29 protein-coding genes and 1 tRNA gene are annotated in these 16,399 nt (G+C 48.8%); 1 reads left to right on the top strand and 29 read right to left on the bottom strand.

The features are described from left to right. Positions 1 to 297: 297 nt before the first annotated feature. Positions 298 to 373 (top strand) — tRNA-Ala (locus tag QZN42_RS06980). 48 nt (positions 374 to 421) lie between these two features. Here QZN42_RS06980 and QZN42_RS06985 read toward each other — a convergent pair. The 29 genes from QZN42_RS06985 to rpsS form a co-directional block, all read right to left on the bottom strand. Beyond that, positions 422 to 1,177 carry a hypothetical protein gene (locus QZN42_RS06985; RefSeq protein WP_296955813.1) on the bottom strand — a complete coding sequence of 252 codons (756 nt, stop codon included), beginning with the start codon at positions 1,175 to 1,177 and terminating at the stop codon, positions 422 to 424. Positions 1,178 to 1,238: 61 nt separating this feature from the next. Continuing rightward, the gene (locus tag QZN42_RS06990; RefSeq protein WP_296955815.1) at positions 1,239 to 2,186 is read right to left on the bottom strand and encodes a DUF805 domain-containing protein; all 948 of its coding nucleotides are present in this window, start codon (positions 2,184 to 2,186) and stop codon (positions 1,239 to 1,241) included. 83 nt (positions 2,187 to 2,269) lie between these two features. Beyond that, entirely contained in the window at positions 2,270 to 3,265 is a 996-nt protein-coding gene (locus QZN42_RS06995; RefSeq protein ID WP_296955816.1) for a DMT family transporter, read from the bottom strand. Positions 3,266 to 3,424: 159 nt separating this feature from the next. Continuing rightward, positions 3,425 to 4,303, bottom strand: coding sequence for a DMT family transporter (locus QZN42_RS07000; RefSeq protein ID WP_296955820.1), 879 nt, complete (start codon positions 4,301 to 4,303; stop codon positions 3,425 to 3,427). A 291-nt stretch (positions 4,304 to 4,594) separates the two neighbouring features. After that, positions 4,595 to 4,936 (bottom strand): 50S ribosomal protein L17, encoded by a 342-nt coding sequence (rplQ, locus tag QZN42_RS07005; RefSeq protein WP_296955822.1) that lies wholly within the window; start codon positions 4,934 to 4,936, stop codon positions 4,595 to 4,597. A gap of 18 nt (positions 4,937 to 4,954) precedes the next feature. Then, positions 4,955 to 5,953: a DNA-directed RNA polymerase subunit alpha gene (locus tag QZN42_RS07010; RefSeq protein WP_296955824.1), complete on the bottom strand. Its 999-nt coding sequence runs from the start codon at positions 5,951 to 5,953 to the stop codon at positions 4,955 to 4,957. Positions 5,954 to 6,036: 83 nt separating this feature from the next. Next, positions 6,037 to 6,426, bottom strand: coding sequence for a 30S ribosomal protein S11 (rpsK, locus tag QZN42_RS07015; protein ID WP_296955826.1), 390 nt, complete (start codon positions 6,424 to 6,426; stop codon positions 6,037 to 6,039). A 23-nt stretch (positions 6,427 to 6,449) separates the two neighbouring features. Next, the gene (rpsM, locus tag QZN42_RS07020; protein WP_296955829.1) at positions 6,450 to 6,827 is read right to left on the bottom strand and encodes a 30S ribosomal protein S13; all 378 of its coding nucleotides are present in this window, start codon (positions 6,825 to 6,827) and stop codon (positions 6,450 to 6,452) included. A 22-nt stretch (positions 6,828 to 6,849) separates the two neighbouring features. Next, entirely contained in the window at positions 6,850 to 6,963 is a 114-nt protein-coding gene (rpmJ, locus tag QZN42_RS07025) for a 50S ribosomal protein L36 (protein WP_008859825.1), read from the bottom strand. 16 nt (positions 6,964 to 6,979) lie between these two features. After that, positions 6,980 to 7,201, bottom strand: coding sequence for a translation initiation factor IF-1 (gene infA, locus QZN42_RS07030; RefSeq protein WP_296955833.1), 222 nt, complete (start codon positions 7,199 to 7,201; stop codon positions 6,980 to 6,982). A gap of 40 nt (positions 7,202 to 7,241) precedes the next feature. Further along, positions 7,242 to 7,994 carry a type I methionyl aminopeptidase gene (map, locus tag QZN42_RS07035; protein ID WP_296955835.1) on the bottom strand — a complete coding sequence of 251 codons (753 nt, stop codon included), beginning with the start codon at positions 7,992 to 7,994 and terminating at the stop codon, positions 7,242 to 7,244. Beyond that, positions 7,991 to 8,644, bottom strand: a complete 654-nt coding sequence (locus QZN42_RS07040) for an adenylate kinase (RefSeq protein WP_296955837.1) — start codon at positions 8,642 to 8,644, stop codon at positions 7,991 to 7,993. Before QZN42_RS07040 ends, map begins: the two co-directional genes overlap by 4 nt. A gap of 27 nt (positions 8,645 to 8,671) precedes the next feature. Continuing rightward, positions 8,672 to 9,934: a preprotein translocase subunit SecY gene (secY, locus tag QZN42_RS07045; RefSeq protein WP_296955841.1), complete on the bottom strand. Its 1,263-nt coding sequence runs from the start codon at positions 9,932 to 9,934 to the stop codon at positions 8,672 to 8,674. A gap of 1 nt (position 9,935) precedes the next feature. Further along, positions 9,936 to 10,376, bottom strand: a complete 441-nt coding sequence (gene rplO, locus QZN42_RS07050) for a 50S ribosomal protein L15 (RefSeq protein ID WP_296955843.1) — start codon at positions 10,374 to 10,376, stop codon at positions 9,936 to 9,938. Between the two features lie 19 nt (positions 10,377 to 10,395). Continuing rightward, positions 10,396 to 10,575 carry a 50S ribosomal protein L30 gene (gene rpmD, locus QZN42_RS07055; RefSeq protein WP_296955844.1) on the bottom strand — a complete coding sequence of 60 codons (180 nt, stop codon included), beginning with the start codon at positions 10,573 to 10,575 and terminating at the stop codon, positions 10,396 to 10,398. A gap of 15 nt (positions 10,576 to 10,590) precedes the next feature. Beyond that, on the bottom strand, positions 10,591 to 11,091 hold the full coding sequence (rpsE, locus tag QZN42_RS07060; RefSeq protein ID WP_296955847.1) for a 30S ribosomal protein S5: 501 nt from the start codon (positions 11,089 to 11,091) through the stop codon (positions 10,591 to 10,593). 17 nt (positions 11,092 to 11,108) lie between these two features. Next, on the bottom strand, positions 11,109 to 11,474 hold the full coding sequence (gene rplR / locus QZN42_RS07065; RefSeq protein ID WP_296096895.1) for a 50S ribosomal protein L18: 366 nt from the start codon (positions 11,472 to 11,474) through the stop codon (positions 11,109 to 11,111). Positions 11,475 to 11,492: 18 nt separating this feature from the next. Beyond that, positions 11,493 to 12,035: a 50S ribosomal protein L6 gene (gene rplF, locus QZN42_RS07070; protein WP_296955850.1), complete on the bottom strand. Its 543-nt coding sequence runs from the start codon at positions 12,033 to 12,035 to the stop codon at positions 11,493 to 11,495. 17 nt (positions 12,036 to 12,052) lie between these two features. Next, on the bottom strand, positions 12,053 to 12,451 hold the full coding sequence (gene rpsH / locus QZN42_RS07075) for a 30S ribosomal protein S8 (RefSeq protein ID WP_296955852.1): 399 nt from the start codon (positions 12,449 to 12,451) through the stop codon (positions 12,053 to 12,055). Between the two features lie 19 nt (positions 12,452 to 12,470). Further along, a complete protein-coding gene (gene rpsN, locus QZN42_RS07080) occupies positions 12,471 to 12,740 on the bottom strand; it encodes a 30S ribosomal protein S14 (RefSeq protein WP_296955854.1) in 270 nt (89 codons plus the stop codon). Positions 12,741 to 12,753: 13 nt separating this feature from the next. Then, positions 12,754 to 13,293, bottom strand: coding sequence for a 50S ribosomal protein L5 (gene rplE, locus QZN42_RS07085; RefSeq protein WP_296096883.1), 540 nt, complete (start codon positions 13,291 to 13,293; stop codon positions 12,754 to 12,756). 19 nt (positions 13,294 to 13,312) lie between these two features. Then, complete coding sequence (gene rplX / locus QZN42_RS07090) at positions 13,313 to 13,630, bottom strand: 50S ribosomal protein L24 (protein WP_363916453.1); 318 nt, start codon at positions 13,628 to 13,630, stop codon at positions 13,313 to 13,315. A gap of 26 nt (positions 13,631 to 13,656) precedes the next feature. Beyond that, positions 13,657 to 14,025: a 50S ribosomal protein L14 gene (gene rplN, locus QZN42_RS07095; protein ID WP_296955862.1), complete on the bottom strand. Its 369-nt coding sequence runs from the start codon at positions 14,023 to 14,025 to the stop codon at positions 13,657 to 13,659. A 30-nt stretch (positions 14,026 to 14,055) separates the two neighbouring features. Beyond that, positions 14,056 to 14,316, bottom strand: coding sequence for a 30S ribosomal protein S17 (rpsQ, locus tag QZN42_RS07100; RefSeq protein WP_022105777.1), 261 nt, complete (start codon positions 14,314 to 14,316; stop codon positions 14,056 to 14,058). A 26-nt stretch (positions 14,317 to 14,342) separates the two neighbouring features. After that, positions 14,343 to 14,549, bottom strand: coding sequence for a 50S ribosomal protein L29 (gene rpmC, locus QZN42_RS07105; RefSeq protein WP_291057848.1), 207 nt, complete (start codon positions 14,547 to 14,549; stop codon positions 14,343 to 14,345). Between the two features lie 2 nt (positions 14,550 to 14,551). Further along, positions 14,552 to 14,977, bottom strand: coding sequence for a 50S ribosomal protein L16 (gene rplP / locus QZN42_RS07110; RefSeq protein ID WP_296955868.1), 426 nt, complete (start codon positions 14,975 to 14,977; stop codon positions 14,552 to 14,554). Then, on the bottom strand, positions 14,977 to 15,741 hold the full coding sequence (gene rpsC, locus QZN42_RS07115) for a 30S ribosomal protein S3 (RefSeq protein WP_296955870.1): 765 nt from the start codon (positions 15,739 to 15,741) through the stop codon (positions 14,977 to 14,979). The genes rplP and rpsC overlap by 1 nt, the downstream gene beginning before the upstream one ends. A gap of 18 nt (positions 15,742 to 15,759) precedes the next feature. Continuing rightward, a complete protein-coding gene (gene rplV, locus QZN42_RS07120; protein WP_296955873.1) occupies positions 15,760 to 16,095 on the bottom strand; it encodes a 50S ribosomal protein L22 in 336 nt (111 codons plus the stop codon). A 14-nt stretch (positions 16,096 to 16,109) separates the two neighbouring features. Next, on the bottom strand, positions 16,110 to 16,388 hold the full coding sequence (gene rpsS, locus QZN42_RS07125; RefSeq protein WP_296955876.1) for a 30S ribosomal protein S19: 279 nt from the start codon (positions 16,386 to 16,388) through the stop codon (positions 16,110 to 16,112). Between the last annotated feature and the right edge of the window lie 11 nt (positions 16,389 to 16,399).

The following is a 16,399-nucleotide window of genomic DNA, read 5'->3' on the forward strand; positions in this document are numbered from 1 at the left end:
CTGTTTACAGCTTGCGCTCCGCTACACTCGGCGACAAATACCTGTAACTGGACTTTCACCAGCTAGAATCGTACCATGCCCGGCACACTAAAAAATCGTGCCGCCTCAGCGGCACACCTTCCCGCACCCCGCGCCCCGCACCCCGAAATCTCGCAATGGACTTCGCGGGGGCGTGCCGCGGTGAGGCTAAGACCCGAAAACCGTAACTGACACAAACCACAGTAACTGCCAATCATCTCCAAAAACCTCCTTTACTTTTTCGAAAATCTGCGATATACTATTACAAGTCACATTTATGGCGGTGTAGCCAAGCGCTAAGGCGTGGGCCCCGCAAGGCCCTTATCCCCGTGTTCAACTCCGGGCACCGCCTCCATAAAAATAACGCTTTGAGGATTTCTCAAAGCGTTTTTCTTTTGCTCTTTTATAATCCTGCCGCCCGGGCCCTTTCCATCTCTTTCTTCCAGCACTCGATCTGCTTTTCCGTTGCTTTCAATACGCGCATGTGAATATTAATCATGTTTCTCTTCATGACCAGCAGATCCTTGAATCCAAAATGGGCAGCACTTTTCAGGAATTCAGACTGCTCTTCACTCGTCAGCGGACCTTTTTTGCCCTCCAGCTCAAAATAACGTGCATGAGCTGCCTCCTCTGCAGGATTTAAATCCTCCGCATAGGGTTTCAGGAACTCTTTAAATTCTTCCCAGTTTTCTTCGGTCGGAGTAAAAGGCAGCTCCATATTCCTTTCTTTAAAAAGATGTACCATATCCCCCAAATCATTCCTCAGAAATTCCCTGTACATATCCAAATTCCCCTGTTTCTGACGGATAGAGGCGGCCCAGAAGCGGGGCGGAATGATATCGGCCGTAATTTTTCCTTCCATACACAGCCTGGACAGCCATTCCTCTTCCGGTTCTTTTTCAATGGGTCCCGGGAGACTGCTGTCATCAATGACAAGAGCTGATTTCATGAGATTTTCATTCATTACTTCTTTCAGATGGGCCGATGCATCGCCAAAAGGACGAAAAGCAGTCATCTCGCATTCATTTTCGCGGATCCAGTCCATAAGCATCTCGTAACCCCGTTTTTTCAGCAGAAATGTTTTTACTGCCTTTTCTCCTTCGAAGAAAAGGCAGGCGGTCATCTGTTTTTTATGAAAGGAAATTCCACAGCAGTTCATTTTCCACTCCTTATCAAATAAGCGCACCCATTCCGGATGCGCTGACTCATACATACTATTTTCAGTCTTTCGGCACCAGCCCGTACTTGTTCTTCTTCGCCTCTCCCGGGAAGAAAGCAAGGACTACGATGGCGATGAAGAAGATCACGGCTACCGTACGGGTGGCATTGAGCTGGCTGCCCAGGAAATTCCCGCCCAGCTGGTTGATGGCCAGGAGGATGAGGAAAAAAATCCAGTAGTACCAGTGGGACTTCCCGATATCCGAAAGTCTCCTCATACCCAGGCTGATGAGGGAAATGAAGCACAGGGTCCCCAGAATGAGGAAGCCCACGATGAATGGATTGGCCTCTCCCACAAAAAGCTCCGGACGAAGGACGGTAATCACGAAGAGGATGATTGACGGGATGAGCATGCCAGGCATTCTTTTGATGTAAGTTTTCCGGCTCATGCGTCCTACCGGATCAAACCAGGTCTTGATGATCTTGTGGCTGATGCCCTTCTTTTCTTCCGCTTCTCTTTCTTCGATAGCTGCATTGTTGGAAAGGGCCTTGGCATCTTCAGAGTCCATGAGGGCGATTGTGACGACATTTTCTCCTTTTTGCGGCTTTGTGATAAATAAGGAAGTCACGGTATCCGCAAAAATGGTCATGCCTGCTGCATCCTGAGGCTCCCCTTCACTCTTTGCCACAGTTTTGATGAAGTCCGCTCTGTTACCGGAAGGCAGTTCCATGTAAATAGCGGCAGTTTTTTTATTTCTGACGCAAACCCCTACGATGGACACTTCCGTGCCATAGAAATCAAATTTCTCCGGCCCTTCGGAAAGAGAGTAAAACTCCACATGTTTGTCTTCATCTTCGCTTTCACGGGTAGCGGTGTAATTATGGGAAATCTGGCGCAGTGTCTCGCCGAGGCGCAAAGTCCCCGCCTTTCTGGGTTTTCTCTGCTTTCTGCCGGTGGCAGCCTTCCCTGCATTTTCAGTAATATCCGGTATTTCAAAATCCATTGCCATGGTACGATCTCCTTTATGAGGGCAGCCCCTCTATTTCTAACCATTCTATTGTACCATGGACAGGTGAAAGAGGGAAACAAATTTCAGAGTTCTGTCCCCTTTTCCTTTGAAGGATTTATTCTTCTCACATGATGATGGGTATCGGAGGTATTTCCTTTCGGCTTGAAAACGAGAAGCATGATGGAACCTGCCACAATCAGGGCGCCTCCCAGCCAGGACCATACCGTCAGTACCTCATCCCAGAAAAACCAGCCAAAAAGGGCATGAAACAGGATTTCACTGTACATGAGGAAGGATACAACCACGGAATTCACGTGCTGGAAAGCCCAGGTCATAAACATCTGTGCCGAAAGGGCAAAGAACCCAAGGCCTGCCGCCCAGAGCCATTCCACGCCTGCAGGCAGTGCAAATGTTTCTTCCTGCATCATGGTGATCCCTACGACGAGGCTGAAAATCTGGAAATAAAAGACAATTTCCGTATTCGATTTGAATCCTTTCTCTGCCAGATGGCTGATGACGATATAGGCAGCCGCCGAGAAAAAGCCGCCTCCTATCCCATAAAGGGCATACAGATTGAAAGAGGAAAAGTTCCAGATCTGCACCACCACAAGGGTGCCCAAGGCGATAGCCAGAAGACCGGGTATGGCTTCCTTCGGCAGTTTGTCATGAAGGAAAACAGGCGACAGGATGCACATGAAAAAAGCCGCCAGCTGGGAAAGGATCTGGGCATCCCCCAGCGTCAGCCCTTCGATGGATACGAAATAAAAGAAGAGGGCAATGCTCCCGAAAAGTCCCCGGAGCGAAAGCATGAAACGGTGCTTTCCCGTGTAGAATTTCTCCCCGCTCTGCCAGGTGAGGACGGGAATGAAAAGTATGCCGAAAAGTCCGCGGAAGAAAGTCATTTCTCCAGAAGGCATAGGCTCCAGGAGCCTTGCACAGCCGCTCATGGAAGCAAAAGAAAGGGCCGCCGCCAGGGTGCTGATGATGCCCAGGGCAATGCTGCTTCTCTTTCTTTTCTGTGATTTGACTGCCATTTTAAAACGGGCCAGAGAATTATAGGCAATCTTTGTCAGATACAAATGAAAGACTCCTTTAATACACATTTTTTATTATTTTATTTTATTCTTTAAAAAATGTTGTTCCAATATTCATTCGTCCGGATTTATAAGATATGGCATAATCCTTTAAAAGTGACCTTTATTTCCAAAATAAAAAAGCCCCGAAGGGCTTTCCATATTTTATTTATTTTTAACAGGTTTGATCATTAAGAGCGCCATGGAACCGGCCACGATGAAAGCCCCGCCGACCCAGGACCAGAGGGTCATCGTTTCACCCCAGAAAATTCTTCCCATAATGATATGGAACAGGATCTGGCTGAACATGATGAAGGATACGATAATTGAATGGATATGCTGAAAAGCCCAGGTCATGAGCATCTGGGCAATGAGGGCCGTCAGGCCGATGGCCAGGGCCCAGAACCACTGGATTCCGTGAGGCATGAGGAAATCTTCCTTCATCATGAGGAGAAGGCCGGTAATGAGGCTCCAGAGCTGAAAATAAAAGACAATTTCCGTATCCGATTTGAATCCCCGCTCTCCCAGCATGCTGATGGTCATGTAAGCCCCGGCGCAGGAAAGTCCGCCCAATGCTCCATACAGGGCATAGACATTAAAGGATGCAAAGTTCCACACCTGCATGACCACCATAGCTCCCAGGGCGATGAGGGAAAGCGCCGGAATGACCTGCCGGGGCATTTTTTCTTTCAGGAATACAGGCGCCAGAATACACATGAAAAAAGCGGAAAGCTGTCCCAGAATCTGTCCGTCTCCCAGCGTCAATCCTTCAATGGAGAGGAAGTACAGGTAGAGAGCGATGGAGCCGAACACCCCGCGAAGCGTCAAAAGTCCCACGTGAGTCCCGGAAAAGATTTTCTGACCGTTCTGCCATGCAATGAGGGGAATGAAGAGAAGACCGAAAAATCCCCTGAAAAAAGTGAGTTCTCCCGAGGGCATGGGTTCCAGCATCCTGGCACAGCCGCTCATAGCGGTGAAAAAAATGGAGCAGAGAAAAGTCGCAATAATTCCTGCAGTCAATGTGCTCTTTCCTCTCCTGTCCATTTTCACACCTTCTTTCATATATTCCTATTGTAGTTGGGAGAGAGTCTTTTGACAATGGGTAAAACGGCAGAATAAAACAATCGGAAACTGAATCGCGTGGAGTACATCACTTCGTATCGGAGTGAATGGGCAAAAGGCCCTGGGTCCCCATAATCCTCTCCATCAGGGACGCACCTTCATGAAATACGATTTGCGGGAAATGAATCATAAATTTTCCCGGCTGCAGCCGGGGTACCTGCCGGTTGGCACAAAAAAACTGTGACCCAAAGGTCACAGTTTTTTATGATATTATCAGTCAACCAGAGCGATAATAACCTGCGGTGCATTATCGCCGAGACGGCCTTCCAGCTTCACAATGCGGGTATAGCCGCCGTTGCGTGCTGTATATTTCTGTGCGATTTCGTCAAACAGTTTCTTGGTAACTGCTTTGTCCATGATGAAAGCTTCAGCCTGGCGGCGGGCATGAAGATCGCCTCTCTTAGCGAGAGTAATCATCTTGTCAGCTACATGGCGGAGTTCCTTGGCTTTAGATTCAGTGGTGGTAATCTTGCCATACTGGAAAAGGGAAGTTACGAGACTGCGAAGCAGTGCCTTGCGGGCGCCGCTGATTCTTCTCAATCTACTACGAGCCATTTCTTTCCTCCTAATCAATCAATCCCTGGAATCTTTGAGATGAAGTCCATAGTCCCTGAAGTTAGCCAGTTTTTCTTTGATTTCATCTACGGATTTTTTACCAAGGTTGCGTACACGGGTCAATTCATCTTCTGTCTTATCTGTAAGTTCGCCAATCGTATTGATTTCGGCTCTCTTCAGACAGTTAAATGCGCGGACGGAGAGTTCCAGGTCATCGATGGGAAGATCGCGGATAGCGTCTTCATCGACTTTTTCCTGGGCCGGTACCGGGGTAATTTCTGCTTCTTCGCCTTCAACCGGTTCACTGCCTGGCTGGCTGACACCGATCTTCTTGAAGTTTTCAAAGCAGGAAATCAGGATGTTTGCAGCGGTTGCTACAGCGTCATCTGCATTGACAGAGCCGTCTGTATCCACTTCAAGGGTCAGTTTATCGAAATCCATTTCGTTTCCGACACGGGTATCGCTGACCGTATAATTGCATTTAACGACAGGAGAATAAATGGAGTCAATCGGGATGACGGTTATCTGGTCGTCTTCCCGTTTGTTCTTTGTGAAAGGTACATAGCCATGTCCACGGTTGATGGTCATTTCCATGCCCAGATGAGCGTTGGAATCCAGTGTGCAAATGGCCAGATCTTTGTTGAGAACATCTATTTCAGCCGGTAACTGTTCCTGCATATCACCGGCATGGAAAATACCTTCTTTAGTGATATCGATCCTGCGCGTAATCGGGAAGGTCGCTTCGTCGTGGGCGATGAAACGAATCTTCTTGAGGTTCAGGATCATATCTGTTACATCTTCTCTGACGCCGGGAATAGTGGAAAATTCATGAAGCACGCCGTCGATTTTGATAGACGTAATAGCCACACCGTCTAAAGATGAAAGCAACACGCGTCTCAAACTGTTTCCCAGTGTGATGCCGTAGCCTCTTTCGAGCGGTTCGCATTCGAACTTGCCATGACGCTTATCATCGCTGAGTTCCACAGTCTTAATAGTGAAGCTTGTATTTTCGATCATCCGAAAGTCCTCCTTCTGCGCCTTGCGGCGCCAATATAGTTCAGATTGGGTATATGGGTCAAAGGGGAATCCCCCTATACCGATTATACTCTTCTGCGCTTCGGAGGACGGCAGCCGTTATGAGGAATCGGGGTAACGTCCTTAATGCTGCTGACTTCAATGCCTGCTGCCTGCAGTGCGCGAATTGCTGCTTCACGACCAGCGCCCGGTCCTTTGACGAATACGTCAGCGGAACGCATGCCCTGATCGATAGCAGCTTTAGCTGCCTGTTCAGCAGCCATCTGTGCTGCAAATGGGGTGCTCTTTCTGGAGCCCTTGAATCCGAGTCCGCCGGCAGATGCCCAGGCAATGGTGTTGCCGTTGGAGTCAGTAATCGTTACAATCGTGTTGTTGAAAGTAGAACGAATATGAGCTGCACCGGATTCTACATGTTTTCTTTCTTTTCTTTTAGCTTTAGCTTTAACCGTAGCCATTTTATTCTATCCCTCCTTCAACATTACTTCTTGGTTGCAGTCTTTTTGCCTGCAATGGTCTTCTTCGGTCCTTTACGGGTACGAGCGTTGGTCTTTGTTCTCTGACCGCGTACCGGCAGTCCTTCACGATGACGTCTGCCTCTATAGGAGCCGATTTCTACCAGCCGCTTAATGTTGAGGGATTCTTCTCTACGGAGATCGCCTTCGGTCTTGTAGTCAGCGAGAGCGTTGCGGATCTTTGCAACGTCGTCTTCTGTAAGGTCTCTTACACGAACGTCAGGATTGATTCCTGTTTTGCTTAAAATTTCTTTGGAAAGAGTGGGGCCAATTCCATAAATATAAGTTAAGCCGATCTCAACGCGCTTATCTCTTGGTAAGTCTACACCAGCTATACGTGCCATCTACTCTTTAACCTCCTTTTAATTAACCTTGTCTCTGCTTATGTTTCGGATTTTCACAAATGACCATTACACGGCCTTTGCGTTTGATGATCTTGCATTTGTCGCACATCTTTTTAACGGACGGTCTGACCTTCATCTTGGTTCCTCCTTACTTACTTGTAACGATAGGTAATCCTGCCGTGCTCCAGATCGTAGGGGGTCAATTCTACGGTTACTTTATCCCCGGGCAGTATACGGATGAAATTCATCCTCATTTTGCCGGAAATAGTAGCCAGCACAATATGGCCGCCGTTTTCCAGTTTAACACGGAACATGGCGTTTGGAAGCTTTTCTGTAACTTTACCTTCCACTTCAATAACGTCTGCCTTGCTCATGAGAGCCTCCTTTGGCTTATCATATACTGTCCGCCGGGAATCAGTTTCGCAGCGTCAGAATTCTCGGACCATCTTTTGTTATGGCAATGGTGTGTTCGATGTGGGCGGACGGTTTGCCGTCTGCTGTCACTACACCCCAGCCGTCACGAAGAGTGATGATATCGGGACTTCCCATGGTAATCATCGGTTCGATGCAGATAACCATGCCTTCTTCAAGGCGGGGTCCATGACCTGGCGTTCCGTAGTTTGGAATTTCAGGATCTTCATGCATGTCGGTACCAATCCCATGGCCCACGTATTCACGAAGCACTCCATAGCCGTAAGGTTTAACGTAGCTTTCCACCGCATGGCCGATGTCGCCCACGTGGTTTCCCACTACTGCCTGTTTGATGCCCGCAAAAAGGGCACCTTCCGTTGCCTTGATGAGCTGGAGGTTCTTCTTGTTCGTATGACCTACGGGAACGGTGATACAGGAGTCACCCATGTAACCATTTAATTCTACCACAAGATCGATAGAAATGATATCACCTTTTTTTAAAATTTTTCTTGCTGAAGGAATTCCATGGACTACAGTATCATTAACGGATGCGCAGATAGATCCGGGAAACCCTTCATATCCTTTTTCTGCAGGTCTTCCGCCACGGTCTCTGATGAATTTTTCAGTCATCTGATCCAGATCGAGGGTGCTCATACCCGGTTTGATGACTTTTTCAAGCATAGAGAGCGTATCCGCAGTCAGACGGCTGGCTGCGGCAATTTTCTCTATTTCTTCCGGTGTTTTGATGATAATCATTTAGTAGCCTTCTTCAGAGCTGCTTCGATATCTTCATATACCTCGTCCATGGACTGGTCTCCGTTGATTTCGTAGTACCGGCCGCTGACTTTATAGTAGTCAATGAGAGGCTTTGTGGAAGTTTCGTAAACGTCCAGTCTCTGGGAGATGGTCTTTTCATTATCATCTGCACGCTGGTACAGTTCACCGCCGCAGTTATCGCAAACGCCTGGCTGCTTCGGTGGACGGAATTCTTTGTGGAAGGAAGCTCCGCACTTGCGGCAGACGAGTCTGCCGGATACTCTCTTTACGATGTCATCCCTGTTGGCTTTGATGCCGATGACAGCGGTAAGGTGAATGCCGAGTTCATGAAGAATGGCATCAAGGGCAGAGGCCTGGGCGGTGGTGCGGGGGAATCCATCGAGGATCCAGCCTTTTCTGCAGTCGTCCTGGGCCAGTCTTTCCTTGACAATGCCCACAGTTACACTATCCGGAACAAGAGCTCCCTTGTCCATATAGCTTTTAGCTTCCTTGCCGAGAGCAGTTCCTGATTTCACTGCGGCACGGAACATGTCGCCAGTGGCAATCTGGGGGATGCCGTATTCACGAATGAGTCTTTCAGCCTGAGTGCCTTTGCCGGCGCCTGGAGGTCCCATTAATAAGATATACATATCCCTTACTCCTTTATTTTAAAAAGCTTATTTGATAAAGCCCTGATAGTTTCTTGTAACCATATAGGACTGGGCCTGTCTCATGGTGTCCAGTGCAACGCCGACGATAATGAGGAGGGATGTACCACCGAAGTACACACCCTGGATGCCGGTAATATTTCCGATGAAATTCGGAAGGATTGCAATGAATGCCAGGAATACGGCGCCGGTCAGTGTAATTCTGGAAAGTACCCTGTCTACATACATCATGGTCGGCTGCCCCGGGCGGATACCGGGGATGAATCCGCCATATTTCTTCATGTTATCTGCCAGATCTTTGATATTGACGGAGATAGCTGTGTAGAAATAGGTGAAGATGAAAATCAGGATGCCGTAACAGATGGTATTTGGCCAAGTGCCCCATGCAAAGAAGGAACCGACGGACTGTACCCAGCTGACATGAATGAACTGAGCCAGGGTGATCGGCAGCATGAGAATAGAAGAAGCGAAGATGATGGGGATGACGCCTGCCTGGTTTACCTTAAGCGGAAGGTAGGTGGAGTGTCCGCCATACATCCTGCGTCCAATCACACGCTTTGCATACTGGATGGGGACTCTTCTCTGTCCTTCATTGATTTCAATAACCAGAAGAATCATGGCCAGTGCAATCACGAGGAAAAGGAGAAGCTGGAAGGGGGAAATGGTGCCGACTTTCAGATAATCATAAACGGTGGTGAGGGCCTGCGGGAAGCGGGATACGATACCACAGAAGATGATCAGGGAAATACCGTTGCCGATACCATGTTCCGTGATTTTATCGCCAATCCACATGAGCAGGCAGGTGCCAGCGCAGAGGACAACGATAACAAAAATGAAGTACAGCCAGCTGTTGTCGACAAGGGCATTGTTGATGCGAAGAGCATAAGTCATGCCGAAGGCCTGGACAGCTGCAAGGAAAACCGTGAAATATCTGGTGACTTTCTGGATTCTCTTATATCCTTCAGCACCGTCTTTTCTCCATTCTTCCAGGGTGGGAATGACGGCGGTCAGGAGCTGCATAATAATGGATGAGTTGATATACGGGGTGATACTCATGGCAAAAATGGAGAATTTGCTGAGTGCACCGCCGGCGAAGAGGTCGAGGAAACCGAAGAGGTTTCCCTGGGTGAAAAGGCTTTCGATGACGGCAGAGTCAACGCCCGGCACGGGGATGTGTACCCCGAGACGGAAGATGACAAACATCAGGAAAGTGAAGAGGATACGATCTTTGAGTTCTTTATTTGCAAAAAGGTTTGACAAAGTAGATCCCATATCAGATTACCTCTACTTTTCCACCTGCTGCTTCGATTTTCTGCTGAGCGGTTTTGGTGAAGCCCTGTGCTCTAACGGTCAGAGCCTTGGTCAGTTCACCATTTCCCAGTACACGTACACCATCGAGAACGTTCTTCAGAACGCCTGCTTCAACGAGAGCAGCCGGATCAACGACAGCATTGTCTTCGAAACGGTTCAGCTGTTCAACATTGACAACAGCGAATTCTTTAGCAAGTACGTTTTTAAAGCCGCGTTTCGGGAGACGACGGTAGAGTGGCATCTGACCGCCTTCAAATCCCGGACGGGTGCCGCCGCCGGTTCTTGCGTTCTGGCCCTTGGCACCGCGGGTAGCCTGTTTGCCCATGCCGCTTCCCAGGCCTCTGCCTACGCGACGACGAGCTCTTGTGGAACCTTCAGCCGGTTTCAGTTCATGCAGTTTCATCAGTGCACCTCCTTCTTAATTATTCTGCTTCTTTGCAGTCAACCAGATGACGGACAGAGTGAATCATGCCTTTAATCTGTGGGGTAAGTTCTTTTTCTACAGAGGAATTGGTCTTGTGGAGGCCAAGTGCCTTAATAGTAGCGATATGCTCAGGTCTGGAGCCAATCACGCTTTTTTTCAGTGTAATAATAACTTTCATGAGGGGCTCCTTTCATTAATTGTAAATTTCGTCGAGGGTCTTTCCGCGGAGTGCTGCAACGGTTTCTGCATTTTCCAGTTTGGAGAGGCCGTCCATGGTAGCTCTAACCATGTTGATCGGGTTGGAGGAACCAAGGGACTTGGTCAGAATGTTGTGGATACCTGCCATGGCAAGTACGGCACGGACCGGGCCGCCGGCTTTGACACCGGTACCTTCAGCAGCCGGTTTCATAATGACCTTGCCGGCACCATAGATGCCGAGCATCGGATGAGGAATGGTTCCGTTCTTCAGAGCAACGGTAATCATGTTCTTCTTTGCGTCTTCAACGCCTTTGCGAATAGCTTCCGGAACTTCGGCAGCCTTGCCCAGGCCTGCGCCGACTTTGCCTTTGCCATCACCGACTACTACGACTGCAGCAAAGGAAAAACGACGGCCGCCTTTTACGACTTTAGCAACGCGGTTAATGAAAACGACGTTTTCCTGTAAGTCGGATTCCTGTTTTTCAAATCTTGGCATGTGATTTCTCCTTTACCTTAAAATTTCAGTCCGGCTTCGCGGGCACCTTCAGCCAGAGCTGCTACTCTGCCGTGATAGATATAACCGCCGCGATCGAATACGACTGTTTCAATGCCCTTTTCCAGAGCTCTCTTTGCTACAAGAGCGCCAACAGCTTTAGCTGCTTCAGCGTTGCCGCCGTACGGGAACTGGGCTTTGATTTCTTTATCTAAGGTATTTGCAGATACCAGGGTTACGCCGGCTTCATCATCAATGACCTGTGCATAGATGTTAGCCAGGGAACGGTATACGTTGAGACGCGGGCACGCTGCAGTACCGGAGATTTTCTTACGAAGACGCAGATGGCGGCGGATAACCGCATTTCTGCTTGCATTTTTACGCATATTGTTTTACCTCCTGTCTTACTTTGTTGCGCCGGTCTTACCAGCCTTGCGGCGTACGTATTCACCGGAATAACGGATACCCTTGCCTTTGTAAGGTTCAGGTTCACGCCAGGAGCGGATTTCTGCCGCAATCTGGCCAACCTTTTCCTTGTCGCAGCCGGATACCAGAATGACAACGGAAGACGGGGTAGAAATTGTAATTCCTTCCGGAGGGGTAATGATGACCGGATGGGAGAAACCGAGAGCCAGTTTCAGGTTTTTGCCCTGCATCTGGGCATTGTAGCCTACGCCCTGGATTTCCAGTTTCTTTTCAAAACCCTGGGTTACACCGACAACCATGTTATTGATCAGGGTGCGGGTGAGGCCATGCAGGGAACGTTCTTTAATTTCATCATTAGGACGGGAAACAGTGATTTCATTGTTTTCCAGTTTAATATCCATTTCAGGGTTAAGTGTACGGGTAAGAGTACCCTTCGGACCTTTTACGGTGACTGTATGTCCGTCAATCTTGACTTCCACACCAGCCGGTACCGCAATAGGTTTTCTGCCAATTCTTGACATGCTATATCCTCCTGTGATTACCAGACGAAAGCGAGCACTTCGCCGCCGAGGCCTGCTTTACGGGCAGCCTTGTCGGTCATAATGCCCTGGGATGTGGAAATGATTGCGATACCAAGTCCGCCAAGGACCTTCGGCAGTTCTTCCTTGCCTGCATAAGTGCGCAGGCCCGGTTTGGAAATTCTCTTCAGGCCTTTGATAACCTTTTCACGGTTAGCGCCGTATTTCAGGGAAACACGGAGTACCTGGTGGCCTTCTACTTCGATCTGTTCTACGTTTCTGATGAAACCTTCATTTTTCAGAATTGTAAGCACAGCTGCCTTCACTCTGGAAGCAGGCATATCTACAGAATCGTGATATGCATCGTTCGCATTACGAATACGGGTAAGCATATCCGCAATCGGATCGGTTGTTACCATTATTTAATCCTCCTTCGTATTACCAGCTGGCTTTTCTAATACCCGGAATTTCGCCTGCATAAGCCAGATCGCGGAACTGGTTACGGCAGATTCCGAATTTACGCATATAGCCGTGGGGACGGCCGGTCAGTTTGCAGCGGTTGTGCAGACGGGTCGGAGAAGCATTGCGCGGGAGCTTGGAAAGGGCTTCCCAGTCGCCTGCTGCCTTCAGGGCCTGGCGTTTTGCTGCGAATTTCTGAACACAGAGTTCTCTCTTCTTTTCGCGTTCCAACATAGACTTCTTTGCCATATTGTCCTCCGTCTTATTTCTTGAACGGCATGCCGAACTGTCTCAGGAGTTCACGAGCTTCTTCGTCAGTCTTAGCCGTGGTTACTACAATGATATCCATGCCGCGGATACGGTCGATTTTTTCATAATCAACTTCCGGGAAAATCAGCTGTTCTTTAACGCCGAATGCATAGTTGCCGCGGCCGTCGAAGCTCTGATCGCTGATACCGCGGAAATCGCGTACGCGCGGAAGAGCGATGTTGATCAGACGATCGAGGAATTCATACATTCTGTCACCACGAAGGGTAACTTTGCAGCCCAGCGGCATTCCTTCACGGATGTGCCATGCGGCCAGGGATTTATGAGCCTTGCAGATCATCGGCTGCTGGCCGGTGATGGCTGCGAGGTCGGATGCAGCTGCATCAACTGCTTTAGAGTTTTCAGTAGCTTCGCCTACACCGATGTTGATGACAATCTTTTCCAGCTTCGGGATTTCCATGTCATTCTTGTAGCCGAATTTTTCGCGCAGGCTGTTCTTAATCTGCGCTTTGTACAAATCGTTTAATCTGGACACTTGTTATCCTCCTTCCCGCTTAAGCCTTGTCAATAATTGCGCCGCTCTTAACAGCTGCTCTTACGTAAGAGCCGTCCTTCTGCTGGACTTTCTTTACGCGGGTCGGTTTCTTGGATTCCGGATCCAGGAGCATAACCTTGGAAGAGTAAATCGGGGCTTCCTTTTCAAGGATGCCGCCCTTCGGGTTAGCCTGGGTCGGTTTTGTGTGTCTCTTGACAATGTTGACGCCTTCAACGACAACACGGCCTTCTTTCGGCATAGCAGCCTTAATCTTGCCCTGCTTGCCTTTATCTTTGCCGGAAATAACGATTACGGTGTCTCCGGTCTTTACGTGCAGTTTCTGACTCATCATTTGCCTCCCTATTAGAGCACTTCCGGAGCCAGGGAAATGATCTTCATGAAATCTCTTTCACGGAGTTCTCTTGCTACCGGTCCAAAAATACGTGTTCCTACCGGGCTCTTGTCGTCTTTAATAATAACAACTGCGTTTTCATCAAAGCGGATGTGGGAACCGTCCGGACGGCTTACGCCATTTACGGAACGAACTACAACGGCCTTGACTACCTGGCCCTTCTTAACAACGCCGCCGGGGGTTGCATCTTTGACCGTGCAAACGCAAATATCACCGATATTGCCGCTCTTACGGAAGCTGCCGCCCAGAACTTTAATAACCAGGACGTTCTTAGCACCGGTATTGTCTGCAACGTTGAGTCTGCTTTCCTGCTGAATCATCGTGCCTATCCTCCTATATTCTTTCTTTTATCAGTTCTGACGGGCAACGATTTTCTCAACTCTCCAACGCTTGTCGTGAGACAGCGGGCGGGTTTCGACGATGCGTACGGTATCACCGACACGGCATTCGTTGTTTTCGTCATGCGCTTTGAACTTGGTTGTGGTGTTAATAGATTTTTTGTACAGCTTGTGGGGAACCTTGCGTTCTACAGCAACAACAACGGTTTTATCCATTTTATCGCTTACAACGATTCCCTGGCGCACTTTGCGCAACTTTCTTTCTTCTGCCACGTTGAGATCCTCCTTTGGATAAACCGTTATGCCTTCTTGGCAGCCTTCAATTCTTCTTCACGCTGAACAGTCTTGATTCTTGCGATGGTTTTCTTTACTTCACGGATACGCATCGGATTTTCAAGCTGACCTGTAGCGAGCTGAAAACGGAGGTTAAACAGTTCTTCCTTTAAGCCGGCAACTTTTTCGTCTAATTCGGCAGTGCTGAGGTTACGAATTTCATTGACCTTCATTTTTATTCACCTGCCACTTCCTGACCTTTAACTACGAATTTTGTCTTGATTGGCAGTTTATGACCTGCAAGACGCATAGCTTCCTTTGCAGCTTCGATCGGGATGCCGCCCATTTCGAACATTACACGGCCCGGTCTTACTACTGCTACCCAGTATTCAACTGCGCCCTTGCCGGAACCCTGACGGGTGCCGATCGGCTTTGCGGTAACCGGTTTATCCGGGAAAATCTTGATCCATACTTTGCCGCCGCGCTTGGTATAACGGGTCATAGCGATACGGGCAGCTTCGATCTGACGGCTGGTGATCCAGGACGGTTCCAGAGCAACCAGACCATATTCACCGTAGGTAACGGTGGTTCCACGATGTTCTTTGCCTTTCATACGGCCGCGGAACTGTTTACGATATTTTGTACGCTTTGGAATTAACATCAGGAATCACTCCTTTCAGCGGATTTCTGTCTGCGATCTCTGCGATCACCACGACGGCCGCCTCTTCTGTTGCCGCCTTCATGACGGTTGTTACGGTCTTTTGCGGTGCGGATGTTTTCATTTTCATCGACCATCTGGCCCGGTGCGAGTTCGCCCTTGTAGATCCAGACTTTAATGCCGATAGCACCATAGGTGGTGTGGGCAGCGGTTACACCGTAATCGATGTTTGCGCGGAGAGTCTGAAGCGGAATGGAACCTTCGCGGTAGCTTTCGGAACGGGCGATTTCAGCGCCGCCGAGACGACCGGAAACGGTTACTTTGATACCCTTTGCGCCGGCACGCATGGTTCTGCCTACTGCCTGTTTAACGGCGCGGCGGAAGCCGATACGTCTTTCCAGCTGGGAAGCGATGTTTTCGCCGACCAGAATGGCGCTCATATCAGTGGATTTAATTTCGAGAATGTCGATATCGACATCTTTATCGGTAACAGCAGCCAGTGCTTTTTTAATATCTTCAATGCCTGTGCCGCCGCGGCCAATGACCATACCCGGCTTAGCAGTGTAGATAGCCAGTTTGATTCTGTTTCCTACACGTTTAATGCCAATCTTGGAAATGCCTGCTACAAACAGGTGCTTCTTTAAGAACTGGCGGATTTTGGCATCTTCCACAAGCAGTGCAGCATAATCTTTTTCTGCAAACCATTTGGAATCCCAGTCATCGATCACGCCTACACGCATTCCATGCGGATTTACTTTCTGACCCAAAACGTTTCCCTCCTTCGATTACTCTTTTTCAGAAACTTTTACCGTCAGTGTGCTGGTACGTTTCAAAATCCCGAAAGCCTGTCCACGGGAACGTGGATGTACACGCTTCATAATCGGGCCTGCATCTACGAAAATAGTGGAGATGTAGAGATTGTCAATATTCATGTTGTTGTTGTTTTCTGCATTAGCCATAGCGCTTCTCAGGGTCTTTTCAACGACGATGGAGGCAGCTTTGTGGGTGTTGCGCAGAATGGAGATTGCTTCTCCCGCTTTTTTGCCGCGGACAAGGTCAGCTACGATTCTGACCTTACGGGGAGAAATGCGGACATTTCTAGAAATAGCCTGAACTTCCATTTTATTCCTCCCTGTTATTTCGCAGCAGCTTTATCACTCTTGTTATGGCCCTTGAATGTACGGGTCGGAGCGAATTCGCCAAGTTTATGGCCAACCATATCTTCAGTGATGTATACCGGTACATGCTTTCTTCCGTCGTGAATCGCAATGGTGTGACCTACGAAGCTCGGAAGGATGGTAGAAGCACGGGACCAGGTTTTAACAATTTTCTTATCGTTAGCTGCGTTCATGGCATCGATCTTCTTTACCAGAGAGAAAGCGACGAACGGGCCTTTTTTAACGGATCTGGACACTTTTACTCCTC

It is taken from the genome of uncultured Dialister sp., assembly GCA_900314595.1.
In the GTDB taxonomy this organism is placed as follows: domain Bacteria; phylum Bacillota; class Negativicutes; order Veillonellales; family Dialisteraceae; genus Dialister.

Bases quoted from the DNA above. Each gene is read 5' to 3' on its own strand.
- QZN42_RS06985 (WP_296955813.1), bottom strand. From the start codon at position 1,177: ATGAACTGCTGTGGAATTTCCTTTCATAAAAAACAGATGACCGCCTGC.
- QZN42_RS06990 (WP_296955815.1), bottom strand. From the start codon at position 2,186: ATGGCAATGGATTTTGAAATACCGGATATTACTGAAAATGCAGGGAAG.
- QZN42_RS07000 (WP_296955820.1), bottom strand. From the start codon at position 4,303: ATGGACAGGAGAGGAAAGAGCACATTGACTGCAGGAATTATTGCGACT.
- rplQ (WP_296955822.1), bottom strand. From the start codon at position 4,936: ATGGCTCGTAGTAGATTGAGAAGAATCAGCGGCGCCCGCAAGGCACTG.
- QZN42_RS07010 (WP_296955824.1), bottom strand. From the start codon at position 5,953: ATGATCGAAAATACAAGCTTCACTATTAAGACTGTGGAACTCAGCGAT.
- rpsK (WP_296955826.1), bottom strand. From the start codon at position 6,426: ATGGCTACGGTTAAAGCTAAAGCTAAAAGAAAAGAAAGAAAACATGTA.
- rpsM (WP_296955829.1), bottom strand. From the start codon at position 6,827: ATGGCACGTATAGCTGGTGTAGACTTACCAAGAGATAAGCGCGTTGAG.
- rpmJ (WP_008859825.1), bottom strand. From the start codon at position 6,963: ATGAAGGTCAGACCGTCCGTTAAAAAGATGTGCGACAAATGCAAGATC.
- infA (WP_296955833.1), bottom strand. From the start codon at position 7,201: ATGAGCAAGGCAGACGTTATTGAAGTGGAAGGTAAAGTTACAGAAAAG.
- map (WP_296955835.1), bottom strand. From the start codon at position 7,994: ATGATTATCATCAAAACACCGGAAGAAATAGAGAAAATTGCCGCAGCC.
- QZN42_RS07040 (WP_296955837.1), bottom strand. From the start codon at position 8,644: ATGTATATCTTATTAATGGGACCTCCAGGCGCCGGCAAAGGCACTCAG.
- secY (WP_296955841.1), bottom strand. From the start codon at position 9,934: ATGGGATCTACTTTGTCAAACCTTTTTGCAAATAAAGAACTCAAAGAT.
- rplO (WP_296955843.1), bottom strand. From the start codon at position 10,376: ATGAAACTGCATGAACTGAAACCGGCTGAAGGTTCCACAAGAGCTCGT.
- rpmD (WP_296955844.1), bottom strand. From the start codon at position 10,575: ATGAAAGTTATTATTACACTGAAAAAAAGCGTGATTGGCTCCAGACCT.
- rpsE (WP_296955847.1), bottom strand. From the start codon at position 11,091: ATGCCAAGATTTGAAAAACAGGAATCCGACTTACAGGAAAACGTCGTT.
- rplR (WP_296096895.1), bottom strand. From the start codon at position 11,474: ATGCGTAAAAATGCAAGCAGAAATGCGGTTATCCGCCGCCATCTGCGT.
- rplF (WP_296955850.1), bottom strand. From the start codon at position 12,035: ATGTCAAGAATTGGCAGAAAACCTATTGCGGTACCGGCTGGTGTGGAA.
- rpsH (WP_296955852.1), bottom strand. From the start codon at position 12,451: ATGGTAACAACCGATCCGATTGCGGATATGCTTACCCGTATTCGTAAT.
- rpsN (WP_296955854.1), bottom strand. From the start codon at position 12,740: ATGGCAAAGAAGTCTATGTTGGAACGCGAAAAGAAGAGAGAACTCTGT.
- rplN (WP_296955862.1), bottom strand. From the start codon at position 14,025: ATGATTCAGCAGGAAAGCAGACTCAACGTTGCAGACAATACCGGTGCT.
- rpmC (WP_291057848.1), bottom strand. From the start codon at position 14,549: ATGAAGGTCAATGAAATTCGTAACCTCAGCACTGCCGAATTAGACGAA.
- rplP (WP_296955868.1), bottom strand. From the start codon at position 14,977: ATGTTAATTCCAAAGCGTACAAAATATCGTAAACAGTTCCGCGGCCGT.
- rplV (WP_296955873.1), bottom strand. From the start codon at position 16,095: ATGGAAGTTCAGGCTATTTCTAGAAATGTCCGCATTTCTCCCCGTAAG.